We start from the raw sequence: 26,221 nt of genomic DNA, 5'->3' as shown, positions 1-26,221 counted from the left end.
AACAAAATGAAATTAAATAAAATAGTTGTTGTTTTAATTACAACGTTTATATGCTTTTCTTGTGAAGACTATTTGGATTTAGCTCCTATATCAGAAGAAACATCAGACAACGCCTATAATAGTGCTAGTCAAATTGAAGCCGCTCTAACTGGAGCTTATGAATCTTTTCAATCATCAGATTATTATATTTGGGATAATGTGTTATTTCAAGATGTTAGATCAGATAATTATTATGCAGGAGGAGATAACCCTGAAATATTTTCAATAGATGAATTGACTGTATCTCCAACAAATTCAAAAGTATATGGTAGCTGGTCTAATTTATACAATGCTATTGCTAAAGCAAATACAGTACTGGATAAAGTAGATGGAGTTACAGATGTTAAATTAACTGAAGAAAGAAAAGAACAAATAAAAGGAGAGGCTTATTTTTTAAGAGCTTATCATTATTATAATCTTGTGAAACTTTATGGAGGAATACCTTTGGTTTTAGAGTCTGTAAAATCTGCAAACCCTGAAGATGTTAATATTCCAAAATCGACAGAAGAAGATGTATACACACAAATTATTGTTGATTTACAAGAGGCGATATCATTATTGCCAGACACATATGGAAACGATAATAGTGTAAATAAAGCTAGAGCAACTTCAGGTGCAGCAAATGCTTTGGCAGCTAAAGCTTGTTTACAAAAACCAAATCCAGATTATAGCCTAGCATTAATGTTTATTCAGGAGGTTGAGGCAAGTACAGCAAATTATACATTAATAGCTTATGAAGAACTGTTTGATGGAAATCATTACAACAATGATGAGTCTATTATGGAAATCCAATTTTTAGGTGGAGATGAAGGGAACTGGGGCCCGCAATTGTTATTACCTCCTTCAATATCAGGAGATTCTTGGAGGAAATTTGTGACACCATCACATAATTTAATTGATGCGTTTGATGCAGAAGGTGATGACGTGAGAAAAAATGTATCAGTATTGTTTGAAAGTGTACAATGGGTTGATGAATATTGGGGAAATGAAATTGGTTCTTCAATTCCATTTGCTTATAAGTGGAAAAATGCTAGTGGTTGGGCAAGTTCAGATCGTCAGTATATTTTAAGATATGGAGATATTGTATTATTAAAAGCAGAAGCTTTAAATGAATCTGGTCAATTAGATTTGGCTGTTGCAGAAGTGAATAAAATTAGAATACGAGCTTCATTGCCAGAATTAACTAACGAACAGAAATCATCTAAAGAGGTTCTTCGAATTTCAATTTTAAAAGAAAGAAGACTTGAATTAGCTCAAGAAGCACAGCGTTGGGATGATTTAGTGAGATATAATTTAGCTGTTTCTACAATGAACAGTTTGAACGAAGTTGATTTAAGAACTGGAAGTTCAGTGAATTACAATATGACAGAAGCAAAGATTTTATTACCAATTCCACAACAAGAATTGGATAGAAATCCTGCATTAGTACAAAATCCATTATAAAATAAGCGAAAATGAAACATATATATAAAATAGTATTCTTTTTTATCCTAGCAATCTCAATTGTTGCTTGTAAGGAAGATGATAATTTACAACCGGAAGGTTTATGGGAACTTTCTACTTCTGAAATAATTTTACCTTCAGAAAATGAAACAATTGTTTTAGATGCAGAAAACTCGAATGAATTAATAACATTTGGATGGACAGAAGCTGTTTCTTCAGCAGGTTATGGAGTGTTTTATTCAGTTGTAATAGTAGAAGCGGAAAATCCAGATTATGAGAATCCATTAATTGAAATTACAGCAGACAATGGAGGAGAAGATTTATCAGCTTTTATTTCTTATGAAGATTTAGATAGAGCATTGTCGTTAGCAGGTTATGATGCAGGAAGTGAAGTGAATTTAATTTGGGGAGCAGTTGCGCAATCATTAAGTAAACAAACAATGGTAACTGGAAATTTAACTGTAATTCGTTTTGAAACAGAAATTATTCCTACTCAAATATTTGTTTCAGGAAATGCAACAGAAGGTGGAGACAATTTATCATTGGCTACGCCCTTAAAAAGATTGGATAATTCTGATGGAAATCCATCAAATATTTATGAGGTTTATACAAGTCTTACTGCAGGAAATACTTTTATGTTCTATAGTGAGCAATCATTACCTGCACATAATTATGGTGGAGCAGATGATGTGTTAGTAAAAAATGGTGAAGCAATCACTGTTTCAGAAGATGGTCAATATAAAATTACAGTTGATTTAGAAAACAATACGTATTCATTATTAAAATTTGATAGATGGAATGTGAAAGGAAGCCCAATTATTGGAGGTTGGGGAAGTGATGAGCCACTTGAATATATTGGTGGAGGTGTTTGGCAAGCGACTATGGAATTTGTAGAAACTGGAGGGTTCTTATTTAGAGCTGATGTTCCTGGTGGAGATTATTGGAGTTATTTAATGAAACGAGTTGTTGGAACTTCAAATGAAGTAATTATGGAGTCTCAAGCAGGGAATCAAGGTTTATCTTATGAAGATGTTCCAGCAGAAATAAAGGGAACTGTGATAGTTACTTTAGACCTTTCGGCGGATGCTTATACGTACTCAATTGAAAAAGACCCTAATGCAGTTGGACCAATTGAAACACCAGAAACATTATTCTTATTTGTGAATGATGTAATGACTGAAGAATTGGTTAAGGATGGAGATACCTTTAGTAGTGTTAATTATATGGCATTACAAACAAGTGATATAGTAGCTTTAAATTCTATGGCCAACGGAACAGGTAATAGTTATACGGTGTCTTCAAATATTGGTGCTACGGATACTCCTGATAGCGTAAAAGTTAGTGTAAATGCTGATTTAAGTGAAGGAGATGATAATATTTCAGTTGAAAGAGATCAAGCATATTTATTTAGTATTGATTTTGAAAATTCAAAATTATCGTGGAGTTACTACAATATTTTTCTATTTCATTGGGATGATTTAAACGGAGGTTGGGATAGTAGAAATGAATTTTTAATGACCTATGAACACCCATTTAAATTTAATGTATCGGAAAATTTAATAGCAGATTACGATATGAAATTTATCTCGCCTTGGGATAATGATTTTGGTTCAGATGATGCCGGTGCATTGAGTGGAAACTTAACAAATAAGGGCGGTTCAAACATAAGAAATATTTCAACAGATGGTTCGTACACAGTTTCTATTGAAATTACGAATGATTATACTGCTGGAACTTACTTGTTTGAAACTAATTAATTTAAAATCAGAGCTAAATTCTGGTGAAAAAAACTATAATAATGAAAAATAAAATAATAACTAATTCAAAAATATTAGCGATTATACTTGTTTGTGTGGGAATTCAAATAGGTTGTAAAAGCTGTAAAGAAGCGGATGATTTTAATGTAATACCACCTCCAGAACCAGATGTTGTAAATACAGCGTTTTATTTAACTAAAGGTGATCAATCAGTACTATTTGCAAAACAAGAATCAGGAATTTCTTCATATTACGAAAATAATTATGCTACAATTAATGTTTCAACTTCTGAAGAGTATCAAGAAATTGATGGCTTTGGATATACTTTAACTGGAGGAAGTGCAATACATATAAATAATATGTCTTCATCAGCTAGAGCAGAATTATTAAATGAACTTTTTGGTGTAGATGAAAATAATATAGGTGTAAGTTATTTAAGAATTAGTATAGGAGCATCGGATTTAGATGAAGCTCCATATTCTTATAACGATTTGGCTTCTGGTGAAACAGATGTAAATATGGATAAGTTCTCTATAAACGAGGATAAAAAGAATCTAATCCCAGTATTAAAAGAAATTTTAGCTATAAATCCAGCAATTAAAATTTTAGGTTCACCTTGGTCTCCACCTGTTTGGATGAAAACGAATCAAAGTACAGTTGGAGGAAGTTTGAAATCTGAATATTATGATGTGTATGCAATGTATTTTGTTAAATACATTCAAGCTATGCAAGGCGAAGGAATTTCAATAGACGCAATAACTGTTCAAAATGAACCGTTGAATCCTGAAAATAATCCAAGCTTATTAATGGAAGCTTCAGATCAAGCTGAATTTGTTGGAGAACATTTAGGTCCTGCTTTTGAATCAAATTCTATTGAAACTAAAATTATAATTTATGATCATAATGCCGATAGAACTGATTATCCAATTTCGGTTTTAAACAATTCTGAAGCTAACAAATATATTGATGGATCGGCATTTCATTTATATGCAGGTGATATTAATAATTTAAACGATGTGAAAACAGCGCACCCAGATAAGAATTTGTATTTCACAGAACAATGGGTGGGGTCAAATGACAGTTTTAATGAAAGTCTAAAATGGCATACAAGAGAATTGATTATTGGAGCAACAAGAAACTGGTGTAAAACTGTATTAGAATGGAATTTAGCTTCTAATTCTAGTTTGGAGCCTCATACTGATGGTGGTTGTACAGAATGTTTAGGAGCGCTAACTATAGATGGTGATGCAGTAACTAAAAACGTAGCGTATTATATAATAGCGCACGCATCAAAATTTATACGTCCAGGTTCAGTAAGAGTTGATTCAAACTATTTAAGTGAATTACCTAATGTTGCATTTAAAACGTCAAATGGCGAAACTATTGTAGTTGTTTTAAATAATACAGATGTACAAAAAATATTTAATATTAATTTACCAAGTGAATCAATCACAGTTACATTAGATGCAGGTTCAGTTGGAACATTTGTAAGTACTAACCTATTATAATTGATTAAATGAATACAAAATATTTATCAATAACGTTTTTATTACTTGCTTTTATAGCTTGTACAAAAACAGTAGAGAAAGAAACTACTGTTAAAGAACAAATACCAATTTCTAAAGCTATAGAATTAAATAAAGCTGAAGTTTATACAACAACCAAAAACACAGATTTAAAGTTGTCATTCACTAATAATCTTACTTTTAATAAGGTTGTTCAGCCTTTAGAAACTGAAGTAGCTGTTTTTGTAAATCCAAACAAAACGTTTCAAACATTTTTAGGAATAGGTGGAGCAATTACAGATGCTTCTGCGGAAGTATTTTCAAAATTGAGTAAAAACAAACAAGAGGAATTACTGAAGGCTTATTATTCTGAAGACGGTATAAATTACAATATAATAAGAACAAGCATCCATAGTAGTGATTTTGGTTTAGGAAGCCATACTTATATAGAAGAAGGTGATAAGGAACTTAAAACATTTTCTATTGAAAAAGATAAGGTAAAGCGTATACCTATGATAAAGCGTGCACAAGCTCTTATTAATGATGATTTGGTGTTTTATGCTAGTCCGTGGAGTCCGCCAGCGTTTATGAAGACCAATAAGAATATGCTTCAAGGAGGTAAGCTATTATCTCAATATAATCAAACTTGGGCTAATTACTTCGTTAAGTTTATTGAGGCTTATGAGGCAGAAGGTATTCCAGTTTGGGGAGTAACTATTCAAAATGAACCTATGGCGGTGCAACGTTGGGAATCGTGTATTTACACTGCTGAAGAAGAACGAGATTTCTTGAAAAAATATTTAGGTCCTACTTTTGAAAAAGAAGGATTGGGTGATAAAAACATTGTAGTTTGGGATCACAATCGTGATTTAATATCACATAGAGCCAATACTATTTTTGAAGATCCAGAAGCTATGAAATACGCTTGGGGAATTGGCTTTCATTGGTATGAAACTTGGACAGGTGGAGCGCCTAAATATGATAATTTAAAAAATATTAAAGAGTCTTTCCCTTCAATGAATTTATTATTTACAGAAGGATGTCAAGAAGCTTTTGATCCAGCACAATATCAACGTTGGTCTAATGCCGAACGTTATGGAAATTCTATGATTAATGATTTTAATAATGGAACCGTTGGTTGGACAGATTGGAATATTTTATTAGATGAAAAAGGTGGGCCAAATCACGTAAGTAATTTTTGTTTTGCACCCATACACGCTGATACTCAAAATGGAGAATTAATTTATACACCCACGTATTATTATATTGGTCATTTTTCAAAGTTTATTAAACCTGGTGCTGTAAGAGTTAGTACAACTTCATCAAGAAGTACTTTAGAAAGTACAACTTTTAGAAATCCTGATAATTCAATGGTTACTGTTGCTATGAATAAAACAGACAACACGATTGTATATAAATTATTGGTTGGAGATAAGGAGACTTCTCTTGAAATAGCTCCACATTCAATGCAATCAATTATTTATTAATCTAATAATTTTTAATAATACTGTTTTCTAAAATGTGGAAGAAATATACTTCTGCATTTTAGAAAATTATAAAAAATAAAAAAATGAAACAAAATTACGTATTAAGCTTTTTATTAGTGTCATTATTTATGACTTTGCAAGTATATTCACAAGTGAATGTAACCTTTAAAGTGGATATGTCTTCTGAAACAGTTAGCGCTGATGGTGTGCATATAGTTGGAACGGTTAATGGCTGGAATACTTCAAGCACTCAACTAACTCAAGAAGGGGCAACAGGTATTTATTCTGTTACGGTTCTTTTGGATACAGGATGGCATCGTTTTAAATATTTAAATGGTAGTTCTTGGGGAACTGAAGAGCAAGCAAACTATCCTTGTGCTACATCAAGTGGTGATAGGTTTTTGTACATTAATAACTCAGGGTTAGACGTTGACTTAGAGTTAGTTCCTTTTAATGGATGTAATAGTGAAGGTACTGGGTTTTCAATTATGTTTAATGTAGATATGACAAGTGAAAGTACAATTTCAGGAGATGGAGTTCATATAACTGGTTGGTTTAATGATTGGAATACTAGTAATCTATCATTGCCAGATGTAAATGGAGCTATTCATAGTGCTACTTTGAGGTTTCCAACACCGGAAAACTATCCTATAGATTTTGAGTACAAATATCTGAATGGGAATACTTGGGGTACTGATGAAACACTTAATGATAGTTGTTCTTCCGTAACAGGATCAAATAGATTAGTTACAGTTTCAACTTCTGGTGAAAGTTTGTATGATGTTTTTAATGGATGTAATTATTCACTAAGTGTTGATGAGAATAATTTTATGAAATATAGTATTGTTTATATTAAAGAGATTGGATTGAAGATTAAGGATATTAAATATTCAAACACAGGAAAGTTAAATGTAGATATTTATAATATTTCTGGTAGATTGATTAATTCAAAAACATATGCCAATATAAATGAAGAAATAATATCTATGGGTGCTTTTAAAACTGGTGTATATATTGCTAGAATTAGTGATGAAACAAATCGAGTGCAAAATTATAAATTTATAAAGTATTAGTTAAATAACTTAAGATATTTACATAGAGTTGATATGACAACAGATTTTCAATTATTAGATTACGTAATCTTTATAGCCTATGCTATTTTGATTCTAGGAGTTGGATTGTGGGTTTCGCGTGATAAAAAAGGACACGAGAAAAACGCAGAAGACTACTTTTTAGCAAGTAAAAGTTTACCTTGGTGGGCGATAGGTGCAAGTTTAATTGCGGCTAACATTTCAGCAGAACAATTTATTGGAATGTCAGGTTCTGGTTTTGCTTTAGGTTTAGCAATTGCATCTTACGAATGGATGGCAGCGTTAACCTTAATTATAGTAGGTAAATACTTCTTGCCAATTTTTATTGAAAAAGGATTATATACTATTCCAGAATTTGTTGAGAAACGATTTTCAACAAACTTAAAAACAATTTTAGCTGTTTTCTGGATTGGATTGTATGTGTTTGTAAATCTAGCATCGGTACTTTATTTAGGGTCATTAGCTTTAGAGACAATTATGGGTGTTCCAATGATTTATGGTGTTATAGGTTTGGCTTTGTTTGCAGCAGCTTATTCATTATATGGAGGATTATCAGCAGTAGCTTGGACAGATGTAATTCAAGTTATATTTTTAGTGTTAGGTGGTTTAGTAACTACATATTTAGCATTGAATACAGTTTCTGGAGGAGAAGGAGTTATTGAAGGTATTAAAACTGTATATGATGCAGCTCCTGATAGATTTGCAATGATTTTAGATGAATCTAATCCTGAATTTCAAAATTTACCTGGAATTGGGGTGTTAGTAGGTGGATTATGGGTGGCAAACTTATATTATTGGGGTTTCAACCAATACATAATTCAACGTACGTTAGCGGCTAAATCCTTAAAAGAATCTCAAAAAGGTATTTTATTGGCGGCATTCTTAAAGTTAATAATTCCTGTGATAGTAGTGGTTCCTGGTATTGCGGCTTATGTAATGGTAAATGATCCAGAAATTATGGCAAGCTTAGGTGAAGCAGGGCAATTAAATATGCCAACTTCAGATCAAGCTGATAAAGCCTATCCTTGGTTACTTCAATTCTTGCCTACAGGTATGAAAGGAATAGCATTTGCTGCTCTAGCGGCAGCAATTGTATCTTCATTAGCATCAATGTTGAATTCAACTTCAACAATCTTTACAATGGATATTTATAAGCAATACATCAATAAAAACGCAAGTGATAAGGCTACTGTTAATACAGGTAGAATTTCTGCAGGTGTTGCTTTAGTTATTGCTTGTATTATGGCTCCACTTTTAGGAGGAATTGATCAGGCTTTCCAATTTATTCAAGAGTATACAGGAATTGTATCTCCAGGTATTTTAGCAGTATTCATGTTAGGTTTATTCTGGAAGAAAACAACAAACAAAGCAGCAATTATTGGTGCTTTAGCGTCAATTCCAATAGCGATATTATTTAAAGCTACAACAATGCCTTGGATGGATCAAATGGGATTAACAGCTGTTTTAACAATGGTAGTAATTATAATCACTAGTTTAATTCAACGTAAAGGAAAAGATGATGAAAAAGGAATTGAAATAACAAAAGAGTTATTTAAAACAAGTCCTTTATTCAATATTGGAGCATTTACAGTAATGCTTATTTTAGTTGCTTTATACGCTCTTTTCTGGTAAAAACAAAACATCGATTATGAACAAAGTCGCAATAGGTATTGACATTGGTGGAACAAATACAGCAATTGGATTAACCAATAGAGAAGGCAAAGTTTTAATTAAGCAAAGTATTCCAACTCCAAAACACGGGATTATTGAGTTATATTTAGATGATATAGTGAAAACAATGAAGGCTTTAATTAATAAATTTACTTCATCTGAGGTTGTTGGAATTGGAATTGGTGCTCCAAATGGGAATTATTATGATGGAAGTATTGATTATGCTCCAAATTTATCATTCAAAGGTAAAGTGCCTATTGTAACTTTATTAAAAGAGAAATTTCAAAATATCAAAAAAGTTCATCTTACCAATGATGCAAATGCCGCTGCACTTGGAGAAAAGATTTATGGTGGAGCTAAGGATTTTAACGATTTTGTTATGTTTACACTTGGAACTGGAATTGGAAGCGGTATAGTTGTGAATGGGAATTTACTATATGGTCATAGTGGCTTTGCAGGAGAATGTGGTCATATGCTAATAGAACCTAATGGTAGGTTATGTGGGTGCGGAGTAAGAGGACATTTAGAAGCATATTGTTCAGCAAATGGAATTAAAAGAACAGCTTTTGAGCTCTTAGCCCAAAATAACAATACGGACAGTATTTTGTCAAATTATTCATTAGCTGATTTAAATTCAAAAATTATTTATAATGCCGCTAAGTCAGGTGATTTATTAGCCATTGAAGTTTTCAAATTAACAGGTTATTGGTTAGGAATTGGTTTAGCTAATACAATTCATCATCTTGATTCTCAAGCTATTTTTCTTTTTGGCGGTCCTTTAGCTGCTGGAGATTTTATAATTAAACCAACTGTGGAAAGTATGGAAAAACACTTACTTCCTATTTATAGAAATAAAGTAAAAATTATTCCTTCACAATTAAATGGTGGTGACGCAGCAATTTTGGGCGCAAGTTCTTTGGTTTGGATTGAAAATAATTAAATGATAATGCACAAAAAATTTCAAAAATATTTAGGTGCAAAGTAATCCATTTCCACAACAAACATCAGAACAAAATACAAACATTCGTGCAGGTAATAAGGTGTTCGCAATACGCTCCATTTTGTTTCATAAAATATATTTGCAAGGGCATTCAATAGAAAAACATATAACTCCTCCCATTGAAAGGGGAGGTGCCAACGGCGCAGGGGTTGTTATCCCTTGCATATACCATAAATAGCACTAATTCGTCCACAGTCCTCATTTAGCACAATTTATTTATTTTATTTCACACACTCCACGTATTCCTCACGCATAGCTATCTTTTGCCCTTAAAATCCTTTTAGGTTTTGCTACGCAAGAATATGAATTAAGGTCAAACCGCTATTACACTATTTTGGCTCGCCTGCTGCTCACTCCGGGCTAATCAGGTGTCACAGTTTTTGATAGCAGCCATTTTGCATATAAAATAAACCGTTGCAAGTAGTAAAATAAATTCAACTAATTTGATGTTTGATTTTCTCAATAATAATTCAGTAGAATAACACACAACGGATTTATTACATATTGCAAACGCGCACAAGAGCAATGTATTTCCTTCTTCATTTGTCACTATGGTACTTTATAAAATTTAATTTCAAACTATAATTATCATCCAAACCAACCAACAGCTAAAAACCAAAAACTACCAACCAAAATAAAGTACACAACATTCCTTCATTCCTCACTACATAAATTGCCCTTGTTTTCCCAACAGCTTCAAAAACACCGCCACCTTGCGTGTACCACGTAATTGTTGCACGTACTTATGCCTACGGCAACGTACTTTTGCCCCAACACCCTTCGTTCAACTCGCCGGCGGCTCGCTTAAATGCTTCGCGATTACCTGCTATATTGATAGATAAATATTTATATGATTTATGATTTTTTCTTCTTAAATACGTTGAAAGGAATACCAACTTTCAATCGAGCAATAAATTCGTCATTTATTTTAGTATTGTACGGTTCATTTTCAAAACCAAATTCTAATCCAAACGTCGCTTTCGTAAAATTATCTTCTCCTACATTACTAAAAACGGGGCCAAACAGAAGGCTGAAATTACTCTTAAAATAATCATTGTTTTTAGAATTGATAATATAATGATGTTTAAAACTTAAACTAACTCCAATATTCTTTTTAGATGTAAAAAAATAACTTGAATAAAAGTTTATCCCACCATAAGTATTGTTACTGTCTAAATGTCGATATTTTCCAAGTATATTTTCTTCGTCATCTATTAAAAAATAGTCATCTTCCTCTAATTTTAATTTAGGTGTACCAACTATTGAGTTATTATCTAAAAGGTTTCCAAATGTTAGAGATGCTCCTAATTGTGCATAAAATAAGCTGTAGTTATTTTTAGTATAATTAATGTTAATTTGTGTTCCTAATCTAAATTTTCTCTTAAACTTTTCAAGCTCTAAAGAGGAAAGAATAGCCTCTGTGAGGATACTATCATTTTTAATGTTGTATGAAGAGTTTATTCCATTAATATTAAAGTCAAACCACCATAAAGAATATCCGTTTGTAATATCATTTTTTTTATCAAACAGATATAATTCATCTTTAGGCAATCCGGAAATAAGTTCTTTATCTAAAATATTATAGATGTTTTGTTTTTTTACGAGACTGTCATACACTTTTTTTATCCCTTTTTTTTCAAACTTATCATTAATATTTTTAAAATTTATAATTCCTTCATCAACAATTTTCTGACAGTCTTTATCACATTTATCTCTGTTAGCTTTCATTTTTGCTTTTGCAAAATCTAATTCAGCTTTTAGTTTATCTCTTTCCTCAATTTTCTTAAATTTTTTGCTAAAAATCAAGGAGTCAGCGTAAACCAATCTTTTTTCATTTAATATAGGCTTCTTACTTTTGTTGTAATAGGTACCTCCTTTAAATTTAAATATAATTCCAGCATTAAATCCTACATCATTTTGCCAGGATTCTTTGGAATACAAATCAAATAAATTTCCTTTTCCAGAGGCAAATAATCCTAATTTTAGGAAAGCTTGTTTCTCACCTATAGACTTATTTAGGGGAACAAGTGTAGTAGTTGTTATGGTTGTTTTGTCATCATTTAAGGAAAAACTAAAGGATTCAGCATTTGTATTTGTTTCACTACTTCCAAAAATGACACTTTTCAGGTAATTATTAATGTTTTCATTCAAAAGTTTTTCCTGAATTGCATAGTTTTTTTGTTCATATTTATCAAGTTCTTTGTTTAAGCTTTTTTTATACTTTCTTAAAACTTCTTGGTAATGGTCTTCAGTATTATCATTTTGACTGAAGATAAAAAAAGGCACAATTAGAATACATAAAAATAAATAATTTTTCATGGTAATGTTTTTTAGTTAGTAGAATCAAATATAAACTTAATCTATTCCTGTTGAAATACTCATAATGAGTATTTTAAATGCAAATGCTTCTTTTAAGCTTTTAGGGTAACAGTTTTATAGTATATAGATCTTGGTAATGTGATGTATGAATTTATTTTACGTTATATTTTTTTAAATATTTAGACCAATATCAACTTTAAAGTCTTTTTCTAGTAATAGATTTCTAGCTTCAATATCAGTTATAATTTTAGTAGTTACTTTTTTTTTCGAATAGAATATAATGTTGCTTCACGTTGTAAATCATCCATAGTTTTAATTTTATTTTCTAGTAGCCAGGTATTAATTTCATCTTTTTTAAATACCAAGCGTTTTCCTTTTTTATAATGTGGTATCTCTCGATTAGAAGTTAGTTTGTAAATAAAACTTTTATGGAAGTCATAATACTTACATAATTGATTTAAACTCATTATTTCAAATACTGTTTTTGAAGTATCATTTGATGTTAACAGTTTGTTTTCAATTGATGTAATTCGATTCTCAATAGCATTTAGTTTTTCTACAATAATTTCAAAAGGATTTTCCATAAGAATAAAATTTAGTACAAGTAAAAATAAAAAATATAGCAAATATCGGTTGTTTCCATCTCCAGCCGCTTTCAGCCTTTCAAGGTCAAGCCCTACGGGTTTTGAAAAAAACCTCCACCTCACTATATTTTTAGTTATAATTTCAACTGTCAATATAGGTAGTGTTTTTCCCAAAAACCTTGACAGCCCTATCCACACAACCTAGCTGTGGCTATCTTTTTTCTTTTGTCTTCCGAAAAATTATGTGCGCGAAGCGCATAATTTTAAATGGAGAACTATGTCAACTTATGAAATCAAAACCCACCGAAGCGGAAGAACCTATAACAAACCGCACTTTTTTATTTTATGTAAAGGCTTAAACAGTGGTAAGCCTATGGAGCAACCTTGTCCAAACTGTTTTGTAATTACAACTAATTCAAAAGTTAGCCGGGAGTCACTTTATTATTTATGTCTATCACTAAAAATTGGAAAGTTTTTTGGCTACTACTTAAAAGGAAGTGTTATCCCTTTTATATGTATTTCAGATGCTAAAAATGTGATTAATACAGCACTAAAAAACTACCAAGAGCAACAATGGCAAATTAAAGTTGAAAAGCTTAAAAAAATAAATGCTTTTGAAGCCAATTTAAAACAGCAACTTTCAACAATAGCGCAATTAAAAATTGCTTTGTTGAGGTCTTAAAAAATAAATATCCCCCTTTCAAAGGGGGACACAGGGGATAACTAGACGCCAGGTGTCATTCCTGCGTAGGCAGGAATCCAAACCAACAACAAAAAACCAACAACCAATAACTAGAATGATGAAACTAATAATAGCAGGAAGCCGGACTTTCAATGATTATAAAAAAATATGTGCAGAATGTGATAACATCCTCCAGGATCAAACCAATATTGAAATTATTTCTGGAGCCTATTACAGAGGAGCCGACAAACTAGGAGAGCAATACGCAAAAGAACGAGGATATAAAATAACTCAATTTCCTGCAGACTGGAATAAATTTGGTAAAGCTGCAGGACCAAAACGCAATGAACAAATGGCAAATTATGCTGACACATTAATTGCCTTTTGGGATGGAAAAAGTAGAGGTACTAAAAATATGATTGAATTAGCAGGGCAATTGGGTTTACATTTAATAATTAGTTGTAATTAAATAACATTTTAAAATTAATAATATCAATATTCAATTTAAATAAGTAGATTTTATTGATATATAATTTCATTTACTGTAATTTAGTAGCAAAATAATTGCAAGCTATATCATATTAATTTTATTAAAATAGGTGAAAACCTTGGTTTATGCCTTGTTTTAACCTAGTAAATAGTGGAATTAGTTAGCATATAACAAGTTAGCAAAAATATTGATAAAAATGTGAACAATTAATTTAATATATTAACCTAAAAATTGAAATCTATGAAGAATTTAAAAAAATTTAAACTATTATTATTGTGTCCAATATTAATTGGATTATTGATTATTTCCTGTGAAAAAGATGATTATTTTATAGATGAACAAAACAATGTAAACTCTGAAATTAATGATAAAAGTTTACAGAGTAAAAACGAGAAATTTAAGGGAGCTAAAAAATTAAAAAATCCTTATTCAGTTAAGAATATGAATAAAGCTCTTGAAAACATTAAGAAAAACCTTAAAGAAAAAAAGATTAAAACTAAAGGAACTAGCGCTAGTAGATTAGAGCAAACCATTAATGATTTAGAGTTTAATACTACCTATTATTATGTAAAGTTTACCCCTCAAAATACCGAAGAAGAAAGTTTGATTAAAAATGATGATGATTTACACGTTTTTGATTATCCTCTAGATTATGAATTTTCTGATACATATTTAGATAATAGGACTCCTGATAATGATTCTATTCCTGAATATTACACCGCTGTACCTGTTGGGAAAATTCTTCCAAGCGGAGTAGCATCAGAAATAATTGAAAATTTGTACATTCCAGAAGAAGATCCATTTTTCGATACTTATGAAATTTCTAGTGAACCAGAAGCTATGACCCGTCAAGGAGAAATAGGAAACAATGAAGATTTATTGCGTCATTTACTAATGGAAGCTTTTACACTTACTGGCAATGAAAAAGAATTAATGCCTGAAGGCGACACTACAAATTCTTGGTGGATTTTTGGTAGCAAATGGTATCCTTCAGGAAAATTAAAAATTTGGGATGACAATGCGGGCTCTTCAACTACAACTACCCAAACATTTAGCCATTGGGAATATTATAATTGTGATACGGGAGAAATTGTTCCTGCTCCTGATGAATTACTCCCATATGTTAAAGTAGAGAATGCTAGAATTGATCCTATAGATGATAATATTTGTCAGAGAGCTGTTTACATATACTCTACAAGTACAGTTCAAGGTAAATACGTACCTTTAGAAGGAGCTCAAGTATTAATGAGACAATGGTTTACTATTAGACAAGGTATAACTGATAGTAACGGTAACTTTAATACAGGTTCAGTTAGAGGAAAAGCAAGGTATGTAATTCAATGGGAAAGATATCATTACAGCATACGAAATGGTTCGTTATTCCAAGCAGAAACAAGAGGGCCAAAGGTGAAAGATGAACCTTGGAATAAAAATATTAAAGGTGGGGATGACGAATATCATGGAATGATACATTCTGCTGCACATACGTATTATTATGGTAACAGGTTCGGGTTAACATCTCCTCCTAGAAATGCTTTTTTCAAAAGACAAATGAAAATTGCTGCTAGAGAGAGTGCTCCTTGGGGAATTCCTTCTTCATTCTCTCATCTGAGAAGTGAATTAACCTTTGGTCTTTCAGCACAAATTCATATAAAAGCATATGGTAGATCATCAGATAATGTTTATGGAACTACAATTCACGAATTAGCACATGCTGCCCATTGGGAAGTTGATAGTTCATCTTATAACAATCTTGTAAGAGATAGTTTTTTATCTGGAAGTTCAGAAGTTAAAAATAGAAATAGGAGACTTTTAGAGACTTGGCCAACAACTGTGGAAATAATGTTAACTGTTGATCGTTATAGAAATAAATTTAGTCTGACTGACTATGAATACGGTAATTCTGATGGTTTTGATTTGCGTAACTTTCAGAGAAAAACTGTAGCATCTGAAAATCATTATACGTCATGTGGGTGGGATATGTTAGATAATTTTAATCAAGGTGCTTCAATATATAGCGGTGGCTATGGAAGTTCCTATCCGTTTGATAGAGTTAGTGGTTATACCATTAAACAACTTGAAGATGCTCTTGTAGGTGCAAGATATTGGAATGAGTGGAGAGATAATATTAAAAATGATTACAGTAATCCAACGAGTATTTATTTAGATGAACTATTTGGAAACTGGACAGATTAAACTATTAAAACAATACTATGAAAAATCTAATTTTGACTTTAATTATGTTAGTATTAATTAGCTGTGGTACAGACCAGGGTGAAGGTACTTATTATGAGTACACTATAATTAATAATAGCGGAAAAAACATTAAAATAAACTCATATAGGAATAGTTACCCTAAAAGAGATACTCCAACTACAATTGATTTGCAATATGGGGATGAACTAACAAAATCATTTAAGGATGACTTACCTCCAAGAGGGTATGATTTTGCTGTGTTTTTCCAAGGTGATTCAATCATAATTAATTATAATAATGAAAGAAAAAAAATCTTAACTTTTCCGACAGAAAATGATAGAAATCCTTTTTTTTATACAGGTACAGACGTAACATTTACTTTTACTCAACAAGATTATGAAAACGCAGAACCTTGTAATGGTAATTGTGATTAAATACTTTTGCTAACACTGTGTATAATTCATTGCTAAATTTTGTCGTTTTACGACAAATAATCTTAACTTTAAACTTCGATTTCTTTTACGATAAGTCTTACGACATTATCGCAACGAAATCATAACACAAAACCGTTGGCAACAAGCTGACAACAAAATCAAATATAAATTAATAACAAAAATGAAAATGAAAAAATTATTATTACTTACAATTGCTATTATTACGCTAAACAGTTGCTCATCAGATTCTGATGAATTTCAACCAAATCTGTCTTTTAATCTTGAAAATGATATTGCTATTGCATCTTCTGACATTAAAGCTACGAATACCACAACAAATGAAAACGGAGGATATATTTGGGAAGTTATTTCAAGTAGTGAAATTAAAACTTTTACTACAAAAGATTTAAATTTTAGCGCTAATCGAGTTGGAGAATACACTATTAGACTGAAATCAAAACAATTTGATATACAAACTGAACAAACCATAAATATCATTCGCCCAAGTCTTTTAAAACTGAACAATATTACTTTAGATGACGTGCCACAAAGTTATAACTCTCTATATTTTAAAATATTAAAAACTTCAAATTACACATATACATACACCTCACAAACCCAACAAAATATTAGTTCTGTTTTCCCAAGTACAACAGATTGGAATGTAAGTTATCCTGGTAACACAATCGTGATTACAGACAAACCCAGTAATTTCTCGGGATATATTATAGAATTTTATGATGGAAACGATAATTTGGTTACTCAAATTGAACCATTTATTGATTTATACCCTGATTTTTCTTCTACAGAATTTATTGCTGAAGAGAAAGAATTAACAACAAGTACCAATTGTACGAATTGTGATTATTTCAAGATAATAGCAGACATTAGTTTTCAATAAAGTGATAAAAGCCAGTAGCCAACAACGTTTATAAAAGCCTGGCTAAAAATTTAGCTAGGCTTTTTATTTATTTGAAAATAATCTCTTCAAAAAATAAGAAACAAAAAAACTAACCACTGCACCAATAGCAGCCATAACAATAGTAAAAATAACATCGTTCAAGCTAATATTTAATACAGTGGATAATAAAGTCCCACCAACAACCCCAGACTTTATTTGAATATCATTATTCATAGAAATTACTCAATAATTTCTTCTTGGTTTTTCTTTTTATCGGAAACAACAGCTTGGCTAACAGCAGTAGCTACTGTTCCTGCAACAGTCATATACGTTGCAACAGTAATTACAGCTGCAGGTAATGAAATTGGAGCAGCAATAATAACACCACCAGCAGTGGCCAATGCAATTCCAATATTTCTTAATTTTCTAAAAAATGGAGGAGTAGGTTTTTTATAACGTTCTTTTAAGTTCATAAGTTATGATTTAATGGTTAAGATTACTTGTTCTTTTCGTTCAAAAGCTTGGTAGCACAACGAAATAATTTTTTGAAATAATAGTTTGGATGTAGTTCCTTTTCCAATTCCAGATAAATAAGTTACAGGAGCTATACAACCACGTAATTCTTTTAATGCATCATTTGCAGGATGAATCAATATCAAACTTCTATTCTTTACATTTTCAAGAATTAAATGATGTTTAAATTTATCTGAAAAGCGAGGTTTTAATTTATAAGTACCTTCAGGAATACACGAAACAGATTTTTGGTTTTTTCTCCAGGGCAATTCAATAGTAAACCCTAAAAATTTAGAATTAATAAAAAGGACACTATTCGTGCCCTTTTCAAAATAGGTTCTATGTAAAACCAATTCCATTATACAGTATCAATTTTTACAACTGATAAAGCATTGTAAGTTCCGTTTTTCAACGAATACATTTGTCCATTTACCTCTTGGTAAAATTCAATTCCCAATACAATAAATACTGGATGAACAGAATTTGCAGGTGCAGTTACAGTTAACCCAATAGCAGCTGTATTTGCATTGTCATAAGGTAAAATAGCAGTTTCATCATTTTCAAATGAAGAAGCTTCATTTTCAAAATCCAATTCAGCAGCTCCAGTTACCACTTTAAAATGTGTTGTTCCAGATGGAGCAGCAATTCTAACAGCAGGAGCAAAAGCAGCCAAGTCAACAGAAATATCTCCACTAACTCTATCGTAAGAAGTTGAAAAAGGAGCAAACAACGTAGAACCAAGTTTACCATTCAAATTGAATTCAAATCCTTTTAAAGAACTCATAACCCCATCTTGAATAGTTCTCAATCCACGAGCGTTGGTCGTATCTGTTTTAACTACTTTTAATAAGTCAGTGGTTAATCTACTAACCACTCTTTTGTCTTTTGCATTTTGCAAAAGAATACGAATCGCATTTCGAAGAACTTTACCACCTTTACCAGCTCTTCCAAATTCAGAACCGTTTTCACGAGTTCTTTGAAAAGCAGGATCATTTGCAATTCTAGATTTGTCCACACCACCTTTTTCGCGAGCAAGGTGTCCATCACTCGTTTTGTAAAAGGAAATTCCACCAATGGTTCCTTTTAATTTAATAATACCGGTTTGTTTAGCCATATTGTTATAAATTTTTAATTTCAAACAAATGAAGGTATCTTTATAAAAGAATTAAAAAAACGAAACCCATCCATTCCGTAAACGTCCTTTTTAATACAATTAAGGGTGTATAGATAAAGTATAAATACTAGTAGGATAAAGTATAGATAGAGTATTAAAATGAAGATAGTAAGAGCTTGTATTTACCCAAAAGACATTCAATGTATCACTGGAAGAAGTGAACGCTATGGACGTAAACTTTTAAATACAATGAAATTACACTTTGGTAAACAAAAACATCAATTCATTACTTCAGAAGAATTTGCAGAATATAGTGGTATTAAACTTGAAATTGTTAATGAATACTTGAGAAAAGTATCATAAATATTAGTGTAATTTGTATTAATTTAGCGTGTAAATTCTTATATTTGATAAGGAAATTGAAAGTTAAATTTCAATAAAGTAGATTAATTGACTGTTTCACAAATCGGTCAACAACCTTTACAAGAAGTAGCTGAATAGCAGTAAAATAAAGGGATTTTAGACGTAGTTCGAATCCTGTCGCGATCACAAAAAGCCTTACTAATTTTTAGTAAGGCTTTTTTGTTTTGAAGGAAAAAGGTATTCATAGTTTTTATGGGTTATTTATATTTTAGCAATATCTTTTTTAGAAACTTTCCACCTTTTGTTTCTATAATTAAGTAAGTGAATTTTGAGTAAAATAATATGAAAACAACTGTAATTATTAGAACTATAATTTCATTAAATACATTTTTAGGAATTTGTAACAAACTAAAAAGTGAGTTTGGCACTAATATTAGAATAATCATATGGTTGAGGTAAATAGAGTATGATATTTTCCCTAAAAAAAGTATAGGCTTACTATCTAGAAATTTACTAATAAAACCATTTGTTTTTAATAAAATAAAAATTGAGAAACTATAAAATAAAGGTATAGTTACTAGGGCAAATAAATAACCATTATTATTGGAGTATCGGTTTAGATTATAAAAAATAATAATTAGGAGTATCGGTATTAAATATTCGAATAGGTTATTAACCTTAAAGTTTAGTTTTGAGAAATACCAAATAAAGTAGCCACAATTAAATGAAATAAAGCCTCTAATAAATCCAAAATCTCCTCCAAAAAAGAACTCCTTCTTCCAGATAACAAAAAGAGCAGATCCAATTATAATCAATATCAAAGTAATATTTTTTTCCTTTCCTATAAAAAACAATGAGATTGCTCCAAAAAGTAGATAAGATATCATTTCACTTGATATAGACCAAGAAGGCTCATTTAAACCTAAATACGTATTTGAAAATATAGGTGTAGAATTTAAAAATAATAAGGTATCAATTGCTTTATAGTATAAAATAGTTATAAAATCTGTATTGTTATAATAATCAGATCGGAATATAATCAAAACAATCATATATAATAAGAATACTATTGTTGTATAAAATAAAAGCGGATAGAGTCTAATAAATCTTTTTTTTAAAATACCCAAAACTCTTTTTTAGTGTTTAAGGTGTTGTAGTTGTATGCAATAACAAACCCACTTAACACAAAAAAGAAATCAACAAAAGTATAGGATTGTCTAATAAAAAAATTAGTATATATAAAGTCTGGAAGGAATTTTTAGGAATAGTGAAAAAAAACAATCATAAGGCTAAAAATTCCTCGTAACCCATCTAGTTTGGTAATTCGCATTAACTCTTTTTTTAAAAAAAAAATTAATTTAATATTTAAGTGTATTTATAGATATTTATAAAATTTACTAATTTAAATTTTATATTTTTTAACTAAAGAATCTATTGAGTAAATGGGTATGAAGTATCTATTAGGTTTTTTAAGTTTAATGCATTATTTTTTTTGTACTTACCTAAAAGCTTTAAAAAAACTTGTGCAGTTAATAAGGCATCTCCAGCAGCATTATGCCTATCGTATGGTTTTACGTTGTAAATTACACACAATTCGTCTAAACTAAAAATTTTATTAAATTCAGTAGAATTGGACATTTTTTTATGAATATAATTGGTATCTAATGATTTTGAAATTAGCGGACCAGCATTGTATCTTTTTAAAGCTTGATTAATCATAGTAACATCAAAAGCAGTATGATGCGCAATAATAACTGCATCGTCTAAATATTCAAGAAATTGTTTTAGAGCTTCTTCTTCTTCAAATTTGGTTTCTAATCCATTTTTTCTAATTCCATGAATTTTTACGGATTCTTTTTTAAATACATCTTGTTTAATAAATATTTCAAAAGAGTCTTTAACAAGAATTTTATTGGATTCTAAAGCAATAGCTCCAATACTTAAAACTCTATCTTCGTTAAAATCAAAACCTGTAGTTTCAGTATCTAAAGCAACAAATCTAATATTTTCGAAATTTGCATATTTTGTACAGTTCTCAACTTTAGAAACGTAATTTTTCCAATATATAGGTTGTTTTTTTCTTTTGAAAAATCGAATCATTTTAATTTATTTTTGAAACACTAAAACGTAATTTTAGTGAATCTTGGATATTTTTTATAGGTTTAAAACAACTTTTAAGCTTTAATCTATCGGCTTTACTTAAATTATTTATATCAACATACTTTCCCGAATCATTATTTGAAATGCCTTGTAAAGTTCTAAATTGCAATAAAATTTTAAATGCATTGGCGCAAGATTCAAAAATTTCTTTATTTTGAGGTTCCACTTCCATCAATTTTTCATAACGTGCAATCGTATTGTTTTCATGAATTCCATACAATAGGGAGAAAATTCTGGCAGCATCAACCAATGGTCTAATAGCTCTTGATTTTATATCAAAATTATCTTTATTTTCACCATCTTCTTCAACTAAAAACTGTTTAAAAAAGCCTAATGGTGCAGGGTTTTCTAATGTAGCTTTACTTAAAAAACTTAAAAATATTTGATTTTTTTTGATGTATTTAAAAATTCTTTTTGAAAGTTGTGAATGTAATTCTTTATCACCATAAATATATTCAACATCAAAAAATATAATACTTAACAATATTTTTTCAGCAACCGGATTTTTAATCCAATCTTTAAATTGCATTTTCCACTCTTCACAACTTAAACACCATTTTGTATTACTAGCCATAATATTAGCAGGGCAATATTCAAAACCAACTATATGAAGTTTTTCAGTTACTTTAGTAGCAAGTTTTAAAAAGTATGCTTTTACACTATCATAATTTTCTTTAGGTACATTTTCAAAAACTAATGCATTGTCCTGGTCCGTCATTAGCAATTGTTCTTGCCTTCCTTGGCTACCAACTGCAAGCCAAGTAAATTTTGCTGGAGGTTTTTGATTTAATTCTTTTATAGATAGTTGAATTGCTTTTTTGGTAATTGCATTGTTAATTTCAGAAATAACTTTGGTAACAAAATAGATAGGTATTTCTTGTTCCAAATAAGCTTTTGTTAAATTGGTGGCTTTTGTTCTAACATATTTTAAAGTTTCTGAATCCTTTGCATTTCTAATTTCTTTCATTAAATACATTGGATTATTACCATAACTAACATTTAAATCATGATCAGTAATAATTCCAACAACTTCAGTTGATGGGGTTCCATCTTTTGTAATAATTAAATGGGATACTTTATGTTTAAGCCTTGCAATTTGAGCTTCAGCAACACTTAAATTTTCTTTAAAAGTTTCAACAGGAGAGCTCATAACTTTAGATACAGACTCTGTAATTTGATAGAGTCCAGTACCAATTTTTGTACGCATATCTTTATCTGTAATAATACCAATGGGTATATTATTTTCGGTAATAATAATTGAATCAATTACCATTTTACTCATAATTATTGCAGCTTCTTGTATTGAAGTTTCTTTAGAGCAGGTAATAGGATTTTTAGTGTATTTTACTGATTGTGTTTCTGAAAAAGAATTTTCAACTTTTTGAATAGCAGAGATATTTGCAAATAATTTCCCTTTGTGCTTGTCTTCAAATGGATTTCTGGTATTTGTAGCAAAACTTGCAAGTAAAAACTGACTAACTAAAGGAAAATTTAAAATAATATTATTAAAATCTTCAATAGGAATACCATAAACAATGGTCTCTTCATTTGCAGCTGCTCCCATTAAATAATTTTCCTTCATTATTAAAGGTCGTAAACCAAACAAATCTCCTTCGTCACAAATATCAACCACATGCTTTCTACCTTCTGCAAATCTATATAGTCTTACAGATCCTTCATGTACTATATAAAAGTGTTTATGTGGAGTATCATTTTGATTAAATATAATTTGGTTTTCTTCAAAATATTGAATTTCTACATTATTAGAAATCTCTACTAAAGTTTCTGTAGGTAATTTTATAAATGGGGGATATTTTTTTAAAAAATGCTGAACGCGTGAAACTATCGTATTTTTCATCTATATATTATATTTTTTAATCGCTTTAAATACCAATTTAAAATAATCAGCTCCATGAGGAACAAATTTTAACGTACTATTTTTTATGTCTCTTTTTAATTGAACTAATTTTATTGAATTTAAAGCACTAACTTCTTCTTTCTGAATTTTTAAATTACTCAACTTAAAATTCAATTTACACATATATATATAATGAAGTTCATTATCTATTAATTCTTTTGAATGGATTATTTTTTTTTTGAAGGTATCAATAAATTCAAGCTGGCTTGCAGTAACAGATAAACCAATTTCTTCTTCAATTTCTCTAATTGCTGAAATTATAGACTGTTCTCCTGCTGAAATATGTCCAGCAACCGAAATATCCCAAAAGTTTGGAAAAGTATCTTTGTTTTCTTTTCTTTTTTGAATTAATACATTGTTGTGCTCATCAAAAATCCAAATATGCACACTAGCATGAAAAAGCCCATTTTTATGAGCAAAAGATTTCATACAAGTCTCACCACATGGTTTTCCATCAGCATTTAATATGTCTATTAATTCATCCATTAAATTAGATTAAGAAAAATCCTCCCTTAAATAAGAGAGGATTTAAAGAGTTTTTTATTTAAAATAACTAAAAGTTTCTCCTTCTTTAATATTTAATAGTGATTCATAAATTAAACGAATCACATTTTCTACATCATCCTTATGTACCATTTCTACAGTTGTATGCATATAGCGTAGAGCTAAACTTATTAATGCAGATGGAACTCCACCATTACTATAAGCAAAAGCATCCGTATCTGTTCCAGTAGATCTTGATGAAGCCATACGTTGAAAAGGTATCTTTTTAGCTTCAGCAGTTTCAACAATTAAATCACGTAAATTATTTTGAACAGCAGGAGCATAGCTTATTACTGGTCCGTCACCACTCTTTGTTTCTCCTTCTTTCTTTTTATCAATCATTGGAGTAGTGGTATCGTGGCAAACATCTGTAACAATAGCAATGTTAGGTTTTATAGTTTGAGTAATCATTTCAGCACCACGTAAACCAATTTCTTCTTGAACCGAGTTTGTAATATACAATCCAAAAGGCAACTCAATATTATTTTCCTTTAATAAACGAGCAACTTCAGCAATCATAAAACCACCCATTCTATTATCTAAAGCTCTACAAACAAAATTGTTTTTGTTTAAAATAAAGAATTCATCAGGATACGTAATAACACAACCAACGTGTACACCTAATTTTTCAACTTCCTCTTTGGTTTTACAACCAACATCAATAAATATATTGTCTAATTTTGGAGCTTCTTCTTTTCCGCCAATTCTTGTATGAATTGCTGGCCATCCAAAAACACCTTTAACAATTCCGTTTTTAGTATGAATGTTAACTACTTTTGAAGGTGCAATTTGATGATCACTTCCTCCATTTCTAATCACATATATTAAACCTTCAGGTGTAATATAGTTTACATACCACGAAATCTCATCAGCGTGTCCTTCAATTACAACCTTAAATTTTGCATCAGGGTTTATAACTCCAACAGCAGAACCATAGCTGTCGGTAATAAAAGTATCAACATAAGGCTTTAAATAGTTCATCCAAATTTTCTGACCCTCACTTTCATAACCAGTAGGAGCAGCATTGTTTAAATATTTCTCTAAAAAAGTAAGAGACTTCTTATTAATTATCTTTTTTGCCATTTCATTTTATTTAAAAAACGAAGATACTAAAATCAATTAATAAGTAATAAAATAATCTTTTATACATTATAGTATATATTGTAAATTTGAATCGTTAAAATTTTTAATGAATGAATGCTGTTTTAAAAAAAACGTTTATTATAATACTAATAATTTCTTCTACATATATATATAGTCAAGAAGAAGTAGATTCAATTCCGTTAAGTGAACGCTATATTGTTTTTGAAGGCGACACCTTATTAATAGAATTAGAGGAAGTAAAATTACTAAAGAAATTAAAATTTAAAACAACTTACGATAGAAGATATTATTATTGGTATCAAAAAAAAACACTAAAAGCTTATCCTTATGCAAAAATGGCAGCAGATAGGTTAGAGGTAATTAATAAAAGATTAGATAGTATAAAGTCAAAAAGTAAAAAACGAAGATATACAAAAAGAGTACAAAAATATATTGAAGGAGAGTTTACAGATCAACTAAAAAAATTAACAAGAACAGAAGGAAGAATATTAATTAAGCTTATTCATCGTCAAACTGGTGAAACAGCATTTGATCTAGTAAAGAATTTACGAAGTGGTTGGAAAGCTTTTTGGTACAATACTACAGCTAAAATGTTTAAATTATCATTAAAGGATACTTACGATCCTGTAAATAATTATAAAGATTTTTTAGTTGAAGATATATTACAACGAGCTTTTTTGAGTGGGACTTTAGAAGAACAACCTTCTAAATTAGATTTTAATTATCTTGAGTTAAGTACAAAACATGTCCACGCACCAATTGATCCAGTCTCTAAAAAACAGTAAAACAATTTGTTTAGTTAAAAATAATTAAGTATATTGTATGTCCGTTTTTACGAAAAAATTAAACCCTTAAATTTTTTACATATTTTACAAGGCATGTATTCAGTGACTTAAGTCAGATATCT

24 protein-coding genes are annotated in these 26,221 nt (G+C 30.2%); 14 read left to right on the top strand and 10 right to left on the bottom strand.

Features of this window, described 5'->3' with window-relative positions; genetic code table 11:
• The first annotated feature begins 6 nt into the window (after positions 1-6).
• The 7 genes from R3X25_RS14340 to R3X25_RS14310 all read left to right on the top strand — a co-directional run bounded on the left by R3X25_RS14340 (position 7) and on the right by R3X25_RS14310 (position 9,933).
• Entirely contained in the window at positions 7-1,482 is a 1,476-nt protein-coding gene (locus R3X25_RS14340) for a RagB/SusD family nutrient uptake outer membrane protein (protein ID WP_317675651.1), read from the top strand.
• An 11-nt stretch (positions 1,483-1,493) separates the two neighbouring features.
• Positions 1,494-3,239 (top strand): SusE domain-containing protein, encoded by a 1,746-nt coding sequence (locus R3X25_RS14335; protein ID WP_317675650.1) that lies wholly within the window; start codon positions 1,494-1,496, stop codon positions 3,237-3,239.
• A gap of 41 nt (positions 3,240-3,280) precedes the next feature.
• The gene (locus R3X25_RS14330) at positions 3,281-4,747 is read left to right on the top strand and encodes a glycoside hydrolase family 30 protein (protein WP_317675649.1); all 1,467 of its coding nucleotides are present in this window, start codon (positions 3,281-3,283) and stop codon (positions 4,745-4,747) included.
• A gap of 8 nt (positions 4,748-4,755) precedes the next feature.
• Positions 4,756-6,231 carry a glycoside hydrolase family 30 protein gene (locus R3X25_RS14325; protein ID WP_317675648.1) on the top strand — a complete coding sequence of 492 codons (1,476 nt, stop codon included), beginning with the start codon at positions 4,756-4,758 and terminating at the stop codon, positions 6,229-6,231.
• Positions 6,232-6,314: 83 nt separating this feature from the next.
• A complete protein-coding gene (locus R3X25_RS14320) occupies positions 6,315-7,304 on the top strand; it encodes a T9SS type A sorting domain-containing protein (protein ID WP_317675647.1) in 990 nt (329 codons plus the stop codon).
• 33 nt (positions 7,305-7,337) lie between these two features.
• Positions 7,338-8,954 (top strand): sodium/sugar symporter, encoded by a 1,617-nt coding sequence (locus tag R3X25_RS14315; protein WP_317675646.1) that lies wholly within the window; start codon positions 7,338-7,340, stop codon positions 8,952-8,954.
• 16 nt (positions 8,955-8,970) lie between these two features.
• Positions 8,971-9,933, top strand: a complete 963-nt coding sequence (locus R3X25_RS14310) for an ROK family protein (protein ID WP_317675644.1) — start codon at positions 8,971-8,973, stop codon at positions 9,931-9,933.
• A gap of 915 nt (positions 9,934-10,848) precedes the next feature.
• On the opposite strand, the gene R3X25_RS14305 is transcribed toward R3X25_RS14310, so the two are convergent.
• Together R3X25_RS14305 and R3X25_RS14300 are read right to left on the bottom strand one after the other, a co-directional pair.
• Positions 10,849-12,312, bottom strand: coding sequence for a hypothetical protein (locus tag R3X25_RS14305; protein WP_317675643.1), 1,464 nt, complete (start codon positions 12,310-12,312; stop codon positions 10,849-10,851).
• A 254-nt stretch (positions 12,313-12,566) separates the two neighbouring features.
• The gene (locus R3X25_RS14300) at positions 12,567-12,896 is read right to left on the bottom strand and encodes a helix-turn-helix domain-containing protein (RefSeq protein WP_317675641.1); all 330 of its coding nucleotides are present in this window, start codon (positions 12,894-12,896) and stop codon (positions 12,567-12,569) included.
• A gap of 277 nt (positions 12,897-13,173) precedes the next feature.
• Between R3X25_RS14300 and R3X25_RS14295 the strand changes: the two genes are divergently transcribed.
• The 5 genes from R3X25_RS14295 to R3X25_RS14275 all read left to right on the top strand — a co-directional run bounded on the left by R3X25_RS14295 (position 13,174) and on the right by R3X25_RS14275 (position 17,599).
• On the top strand, positions 13,174-13,578 hold the full coding sequence (locus R3X25_RS14295; RefSeq protein WP_317675640.1) for a DUF6943 family protein: 405 nt from the start codon (positions 13,174-13,176) through the stop codon (positions 13,576-13,578).
• A gap of 115 nt (positions 13,579-13,693) precedes the next feature.
• Entirely contained in the window at positions 13,694-14,047 is a 354-nt protein-coding gene (locus R3X25_RS14290; protein WP_317675639.1) for a DUF2493 domain-containing protein, read from the top strand.
• Positions 14,048-14,308: 261 nt separating this feature from the next.
• Positions 14,309-16,264, top strand: a complete 1,956-nt coding sequence (locus R3X25_RS14285) for a hypothetical protein (protein WP_317675638.1) — start codon at positions 14,309-14,311, stop codon at positions 16,262-16,264.
• 32 nt (positions 16,265-16,296) lie between these two features.
• Entirely contained in the window at positions 16,297-16,698 is a 402-nt protein-coding gene (locus R3X25_RS14280) for a hypothetical protein (protein ID WP_317675636.1), read from the top strand.
• Positions 16,699-16,885: 187 nt separating this feature from the next.
• Entirely contained in the window at positions 16,886-17,599 is a 714-nt protein-coding gene (locus R3X25_RS14275; RefSeq protein WP_317675635.1) for a hypothetical protein, read from the top strand.
• Positions 17,600-17,838: 239 nt separating this feature from the next.
• On the opposite strand, the gene R3X25_RS14270 is transcribed toward R3X25_RS14275, so the two are convergent.
• Genes R3X25_RS14270 through R3X25_RS14260 form a run of 3 tightly spaced genes read right to left on the bottom strand, consistent with a single transcriptional unit; the run spans position 17,839 to position 19,226 of the window.
• Positions 17,839-18,072, bottom strand: coding sequence for a hypothetical protein (locus R3X25_RS14270; protein ID WP_317675633.1), 234 nt, complete (start codon positions 18,070-18,072; stop codon positions 17,839-17,841).
• A 3-nt stretch (positions 18,073-18,075) separates the two neighbouring features.
• The gene (locus R3X25_RS14265) at positions 18,076-18,471 is read right to left on the bottom strand and encodes a DUF5675 family protein (protein ID WP_317675631.1); all 396 of its coding nucleotides are present in this window, start codon (positions 18,469-18,471) and stop codon (positions 18,076-18,078) included.
• Positions 18,471-19,226, bottom strand: coding sequence for a hypothetical protein (locus R3X25_RS14260; protein ID WP_317675630.1), 756 nt, complete (start codon positions 19,224-19,226; stop codon positions 18,471-18,473). Before R3X25_RS14260 ends, R3X25_RS14265 begins: the two co-directional genes overlap by 1 nt.
• Before the next feature lie 159 nt (positions 19,227-19,385).
• On the opposite strand from R3X25_RS14260, the gene R3X25_RS14255 reads away from it, so the two are divergent.
• Entirely contained in the window at positions 19,386-19,589 is a 204-nt protein-coding gene (locus R3X25_RS14255) for a hypothetical protein (RefSeq protein WP_317675629.1), read from the top strand.
• A 257-nt stretch (positions 19,590-19,846) separates the two neighbouring features.
• On the opposite strand, the gene R3X25_RS14250 is transcribed toward R3X25_RS14255, so the two are convergent.
• The 5 genes from R3X25_RS14250 to R3X25_RS14230 all read right to left on the bottom strand — a co-directional run bounded on the left by R3X25_RS14250 (position 19,847) and on the right by R3X25_RS14230 (position 25,293).
• Positions 19,847-20,716, bottom strand: a complete 870-nt coding sequence (locus tag R3X25_RS14250; protein ID WP_317675628.1) for an acyltransferase — start codon at positions 20,714-20,716, stop codon at positions 19,847-19,849.
• A gap of 304 nt (positions 20,717-21,020) precedes the next feature.
• Positions 21,021-21,689 (bottom strand): 3'-5' exonuclease, encoded by a 669-nt coding sequence (locus R3X25_RS14245; RefSeq protein ID WP_317675627.1) that lies wholly within the window; start codon positions 21,687-21,689, stop codon positions 21,021-21,023.
• A gap of 1 nt (position 21,690) precedes the next feature.
• The gene (locus tag R3X25_RS14240) at positions 21,691-23,607 is read right to left on the bottom strand and encodes a DUF294 nucleotidyltransferase-like domain-containing protein (RefSeq protein WP_317675626.1); all 1,917 of its coding nucleotides are present in this window, start codon (positions 23,605-23,607) and stop codon (positions 21,691-21,693) included.
• A complete protein-coding gene (locus tag R3X25_RS14235) occupies positions 23,608-24,153 on the bottom strand; it encodes an NUDIX hydrolase (protein ID WP_317675625.1) in 546 nt (181 codons plus the stop codon).
• Between the two features lie 54 nt (positions 24,154-24,207).
• Positions 24,208-25,293: a M42 family metallopeptidase gene (locus R3X25_RS14230; RefSeq protein WP_317675624.1), complete on the bottom strand. Its 1,086-nt coding sequence runs from the start codon at positions 25,291-25,293 to the stop codon at positions 24,208-24,210.
• Positions 25,294-25,403: 110 nt separating this feature from the next.
• Between R3X25_RS14230 and R3X25_RS14225 the strand changes: the two genes are divergently transcribed.
• Entirely contained in the window at positions 25,404-26,099 is a 696-nt protein-coding gene (locus R3X25_RS14225) for a DUF4294 domain-containing protein (protein ID WP_317675623.1), read from the top strand.
• Positions 26,100-26,221 lie beyond the last annotated feature (122 nt).

Source organism: Lutibacter sp. TH_r2 (assembly GCF_033101135.1).
Lineage (GTDB): Bacteria > Bacteroidota > Bacteroidia > Flavobacteriales > Flavobacteriaceae > Lutibacter.
This window is presented reverse-complemented; position numbering and strand designations above follow the sequence as displayed.

Excerpts from the sequence above, each read along its gene's own strand:
- R3X25_RS14270 (WP_317675633.1), bottom strand. The coding sequence starts at position 18,072 with ATGAACTTAAAAGAACGTTATAAAAAACCTACTCCTCCATTTTTTAGA.
- R3X25_RS14330 (WP_317675649.1), top strand. The coding sequence starts at position 3,281 with ATGAAAAATAAAATAATAACTAATTCAAAAATATTAGCGATTATACTT.
- R3X25_RS14300 (WP_317675641.1), bottom strand. The coding sequence starts at position 12,896 with ATGGAAAATCCTTTTGAAATTATTGTAGAAAAACTAAATGCTATTGAG.
- R3X25_RS14235 (WP_317675625.1), bottom strand. The coding sequence starts at position 24,153 with ATGGATGAATTAATAGACATATTAAATGCTGATGGAAAACCATGTGGT.
- R3X25_RS14335 (WP_317675650.1), top strand. The coding sequence starts at position 1,494 with ATGAAACATATATATAAAATAGTATTCTTTTTTATCCTAGCAATCTCA.
- R3X25_RS14320 (WP_317675647.1), top strand. The coding sequence starts at position 6,315 with ATGAAACAAAATTACGTATTAAGCTTTTTATTAGTGTCATTATTTATG.
- R3X25_RS14245 (WP_317675627.1), bottom strand. The coding sequence starts at position 21,689 with ATGATTCGATTTTTCAAAAGAAAAAAACAACCTATATATTGGAAAAAT.
- R3X25_RS14295 (WP_317675640.1), top strand. The coding sequence starts at position 13,174 with ATGTCAACTTATGAAATCAAAACCCACCGAAGCGGAAGAACCTATAAC.
- R3X25_RS14310 (WP_317675644.1), top strand. The coding sequence starts at position 8,971 with ATGAACAAAGTCGCAATAGGTATTGACATTGGTGGAACAAATACAGCA.
- R3X25_RS14265 (WP_317675631.1), bottom strand. The coding sequence starts at position 18,471 with ATGGAATTGGTTTTACATAGAACCTATTTTGAAAAGGGCACGAATAGT.
- R3X25_RS14275 (WP_317675635.1), top strand. The coding sequence starts at position 16,886 with ATGAAAAAATTATTATTACTTACAATTGCTATTATTACGCTAAACAGT.
- R3X25_RS14240 (WP_317675626.1), bottom strand. The coding sequence starts at position 23,607 with ATGAAAAATACGATAGTTTCACGCGTTCAGCATTTTTTAAAAAAATAT.
- R3X25_RS14325 (WP_317675648.1), top strand. The coding sequence starts at position 4,756 with ATGAATACAAAATATTTATCAATAACGTTTTTATTACTTGCTTTTATA.
- R3X25_RS14305 (WP_317675643.1), bottom strand. The coding sequence starts at position 12,312 with ATGAAAAATTATTTATTTTTATGTATTCTAATTGTGCCTTTTTTTATC.
- R3X25_RS14255 (WP_317675629.1), top strand. The coding sequence starts at position 19,386 with ATGAAGATAGTAAGAGCTTGTATTTACCCAAAAGACATTCAATGTATC.
- R3X25_RS14315 (WP_317675646.1), top strand. The coding sequence starts at position 7,338 with ATGACAACAGATTTTCAATTATTAGATTACGTAATCTTTATAGCCTAT.
- R3X25_RS14230 (WP_317675624.1), bottom strand. The coding sequence starts at position 25,293 with ATGGCAAAAAAGATAATTAATAAGAAGTCTCTTACTTTTTTAGAGAAA.
- R3X25_RS14285 (WP_317675638.1), top strand. The coding sequence starts at position 14,309 with ATGAAGAATTTAAAAAAATTTAAACTATTATTATTGTGTCCAATATTA.
- R3X25_RS14290 (WP_317675639.1), top strand. The coding sequence starts at position 13,694 with ATGATGAAACTAATAATAGCAGGAAGCCGGACTTTCAATGATTATAAA.
- R3X25_RS14340 (WP_317675651.1), top strand. The coding sequence starts at position 7 with ATGAAATTAAATAAAATAGTTGTTGTTTTAATTACAACGTTTATATGC.
- R3X25_RS14260 (WP_317675630.1), bottom strand. The coding sequence starts at position 19,226 with ATGGCTAAACAAACCGGTATTATTAAATTAAAAGGAACCATTGGTGGA.
- R3X25_RS14225 (WP_317675623.1), top strand. The coding sequence starts at position 25,404 with ATGAATGCTGTTTTAAAAAAAACGTTTATTATAATACTAATAATTTCT.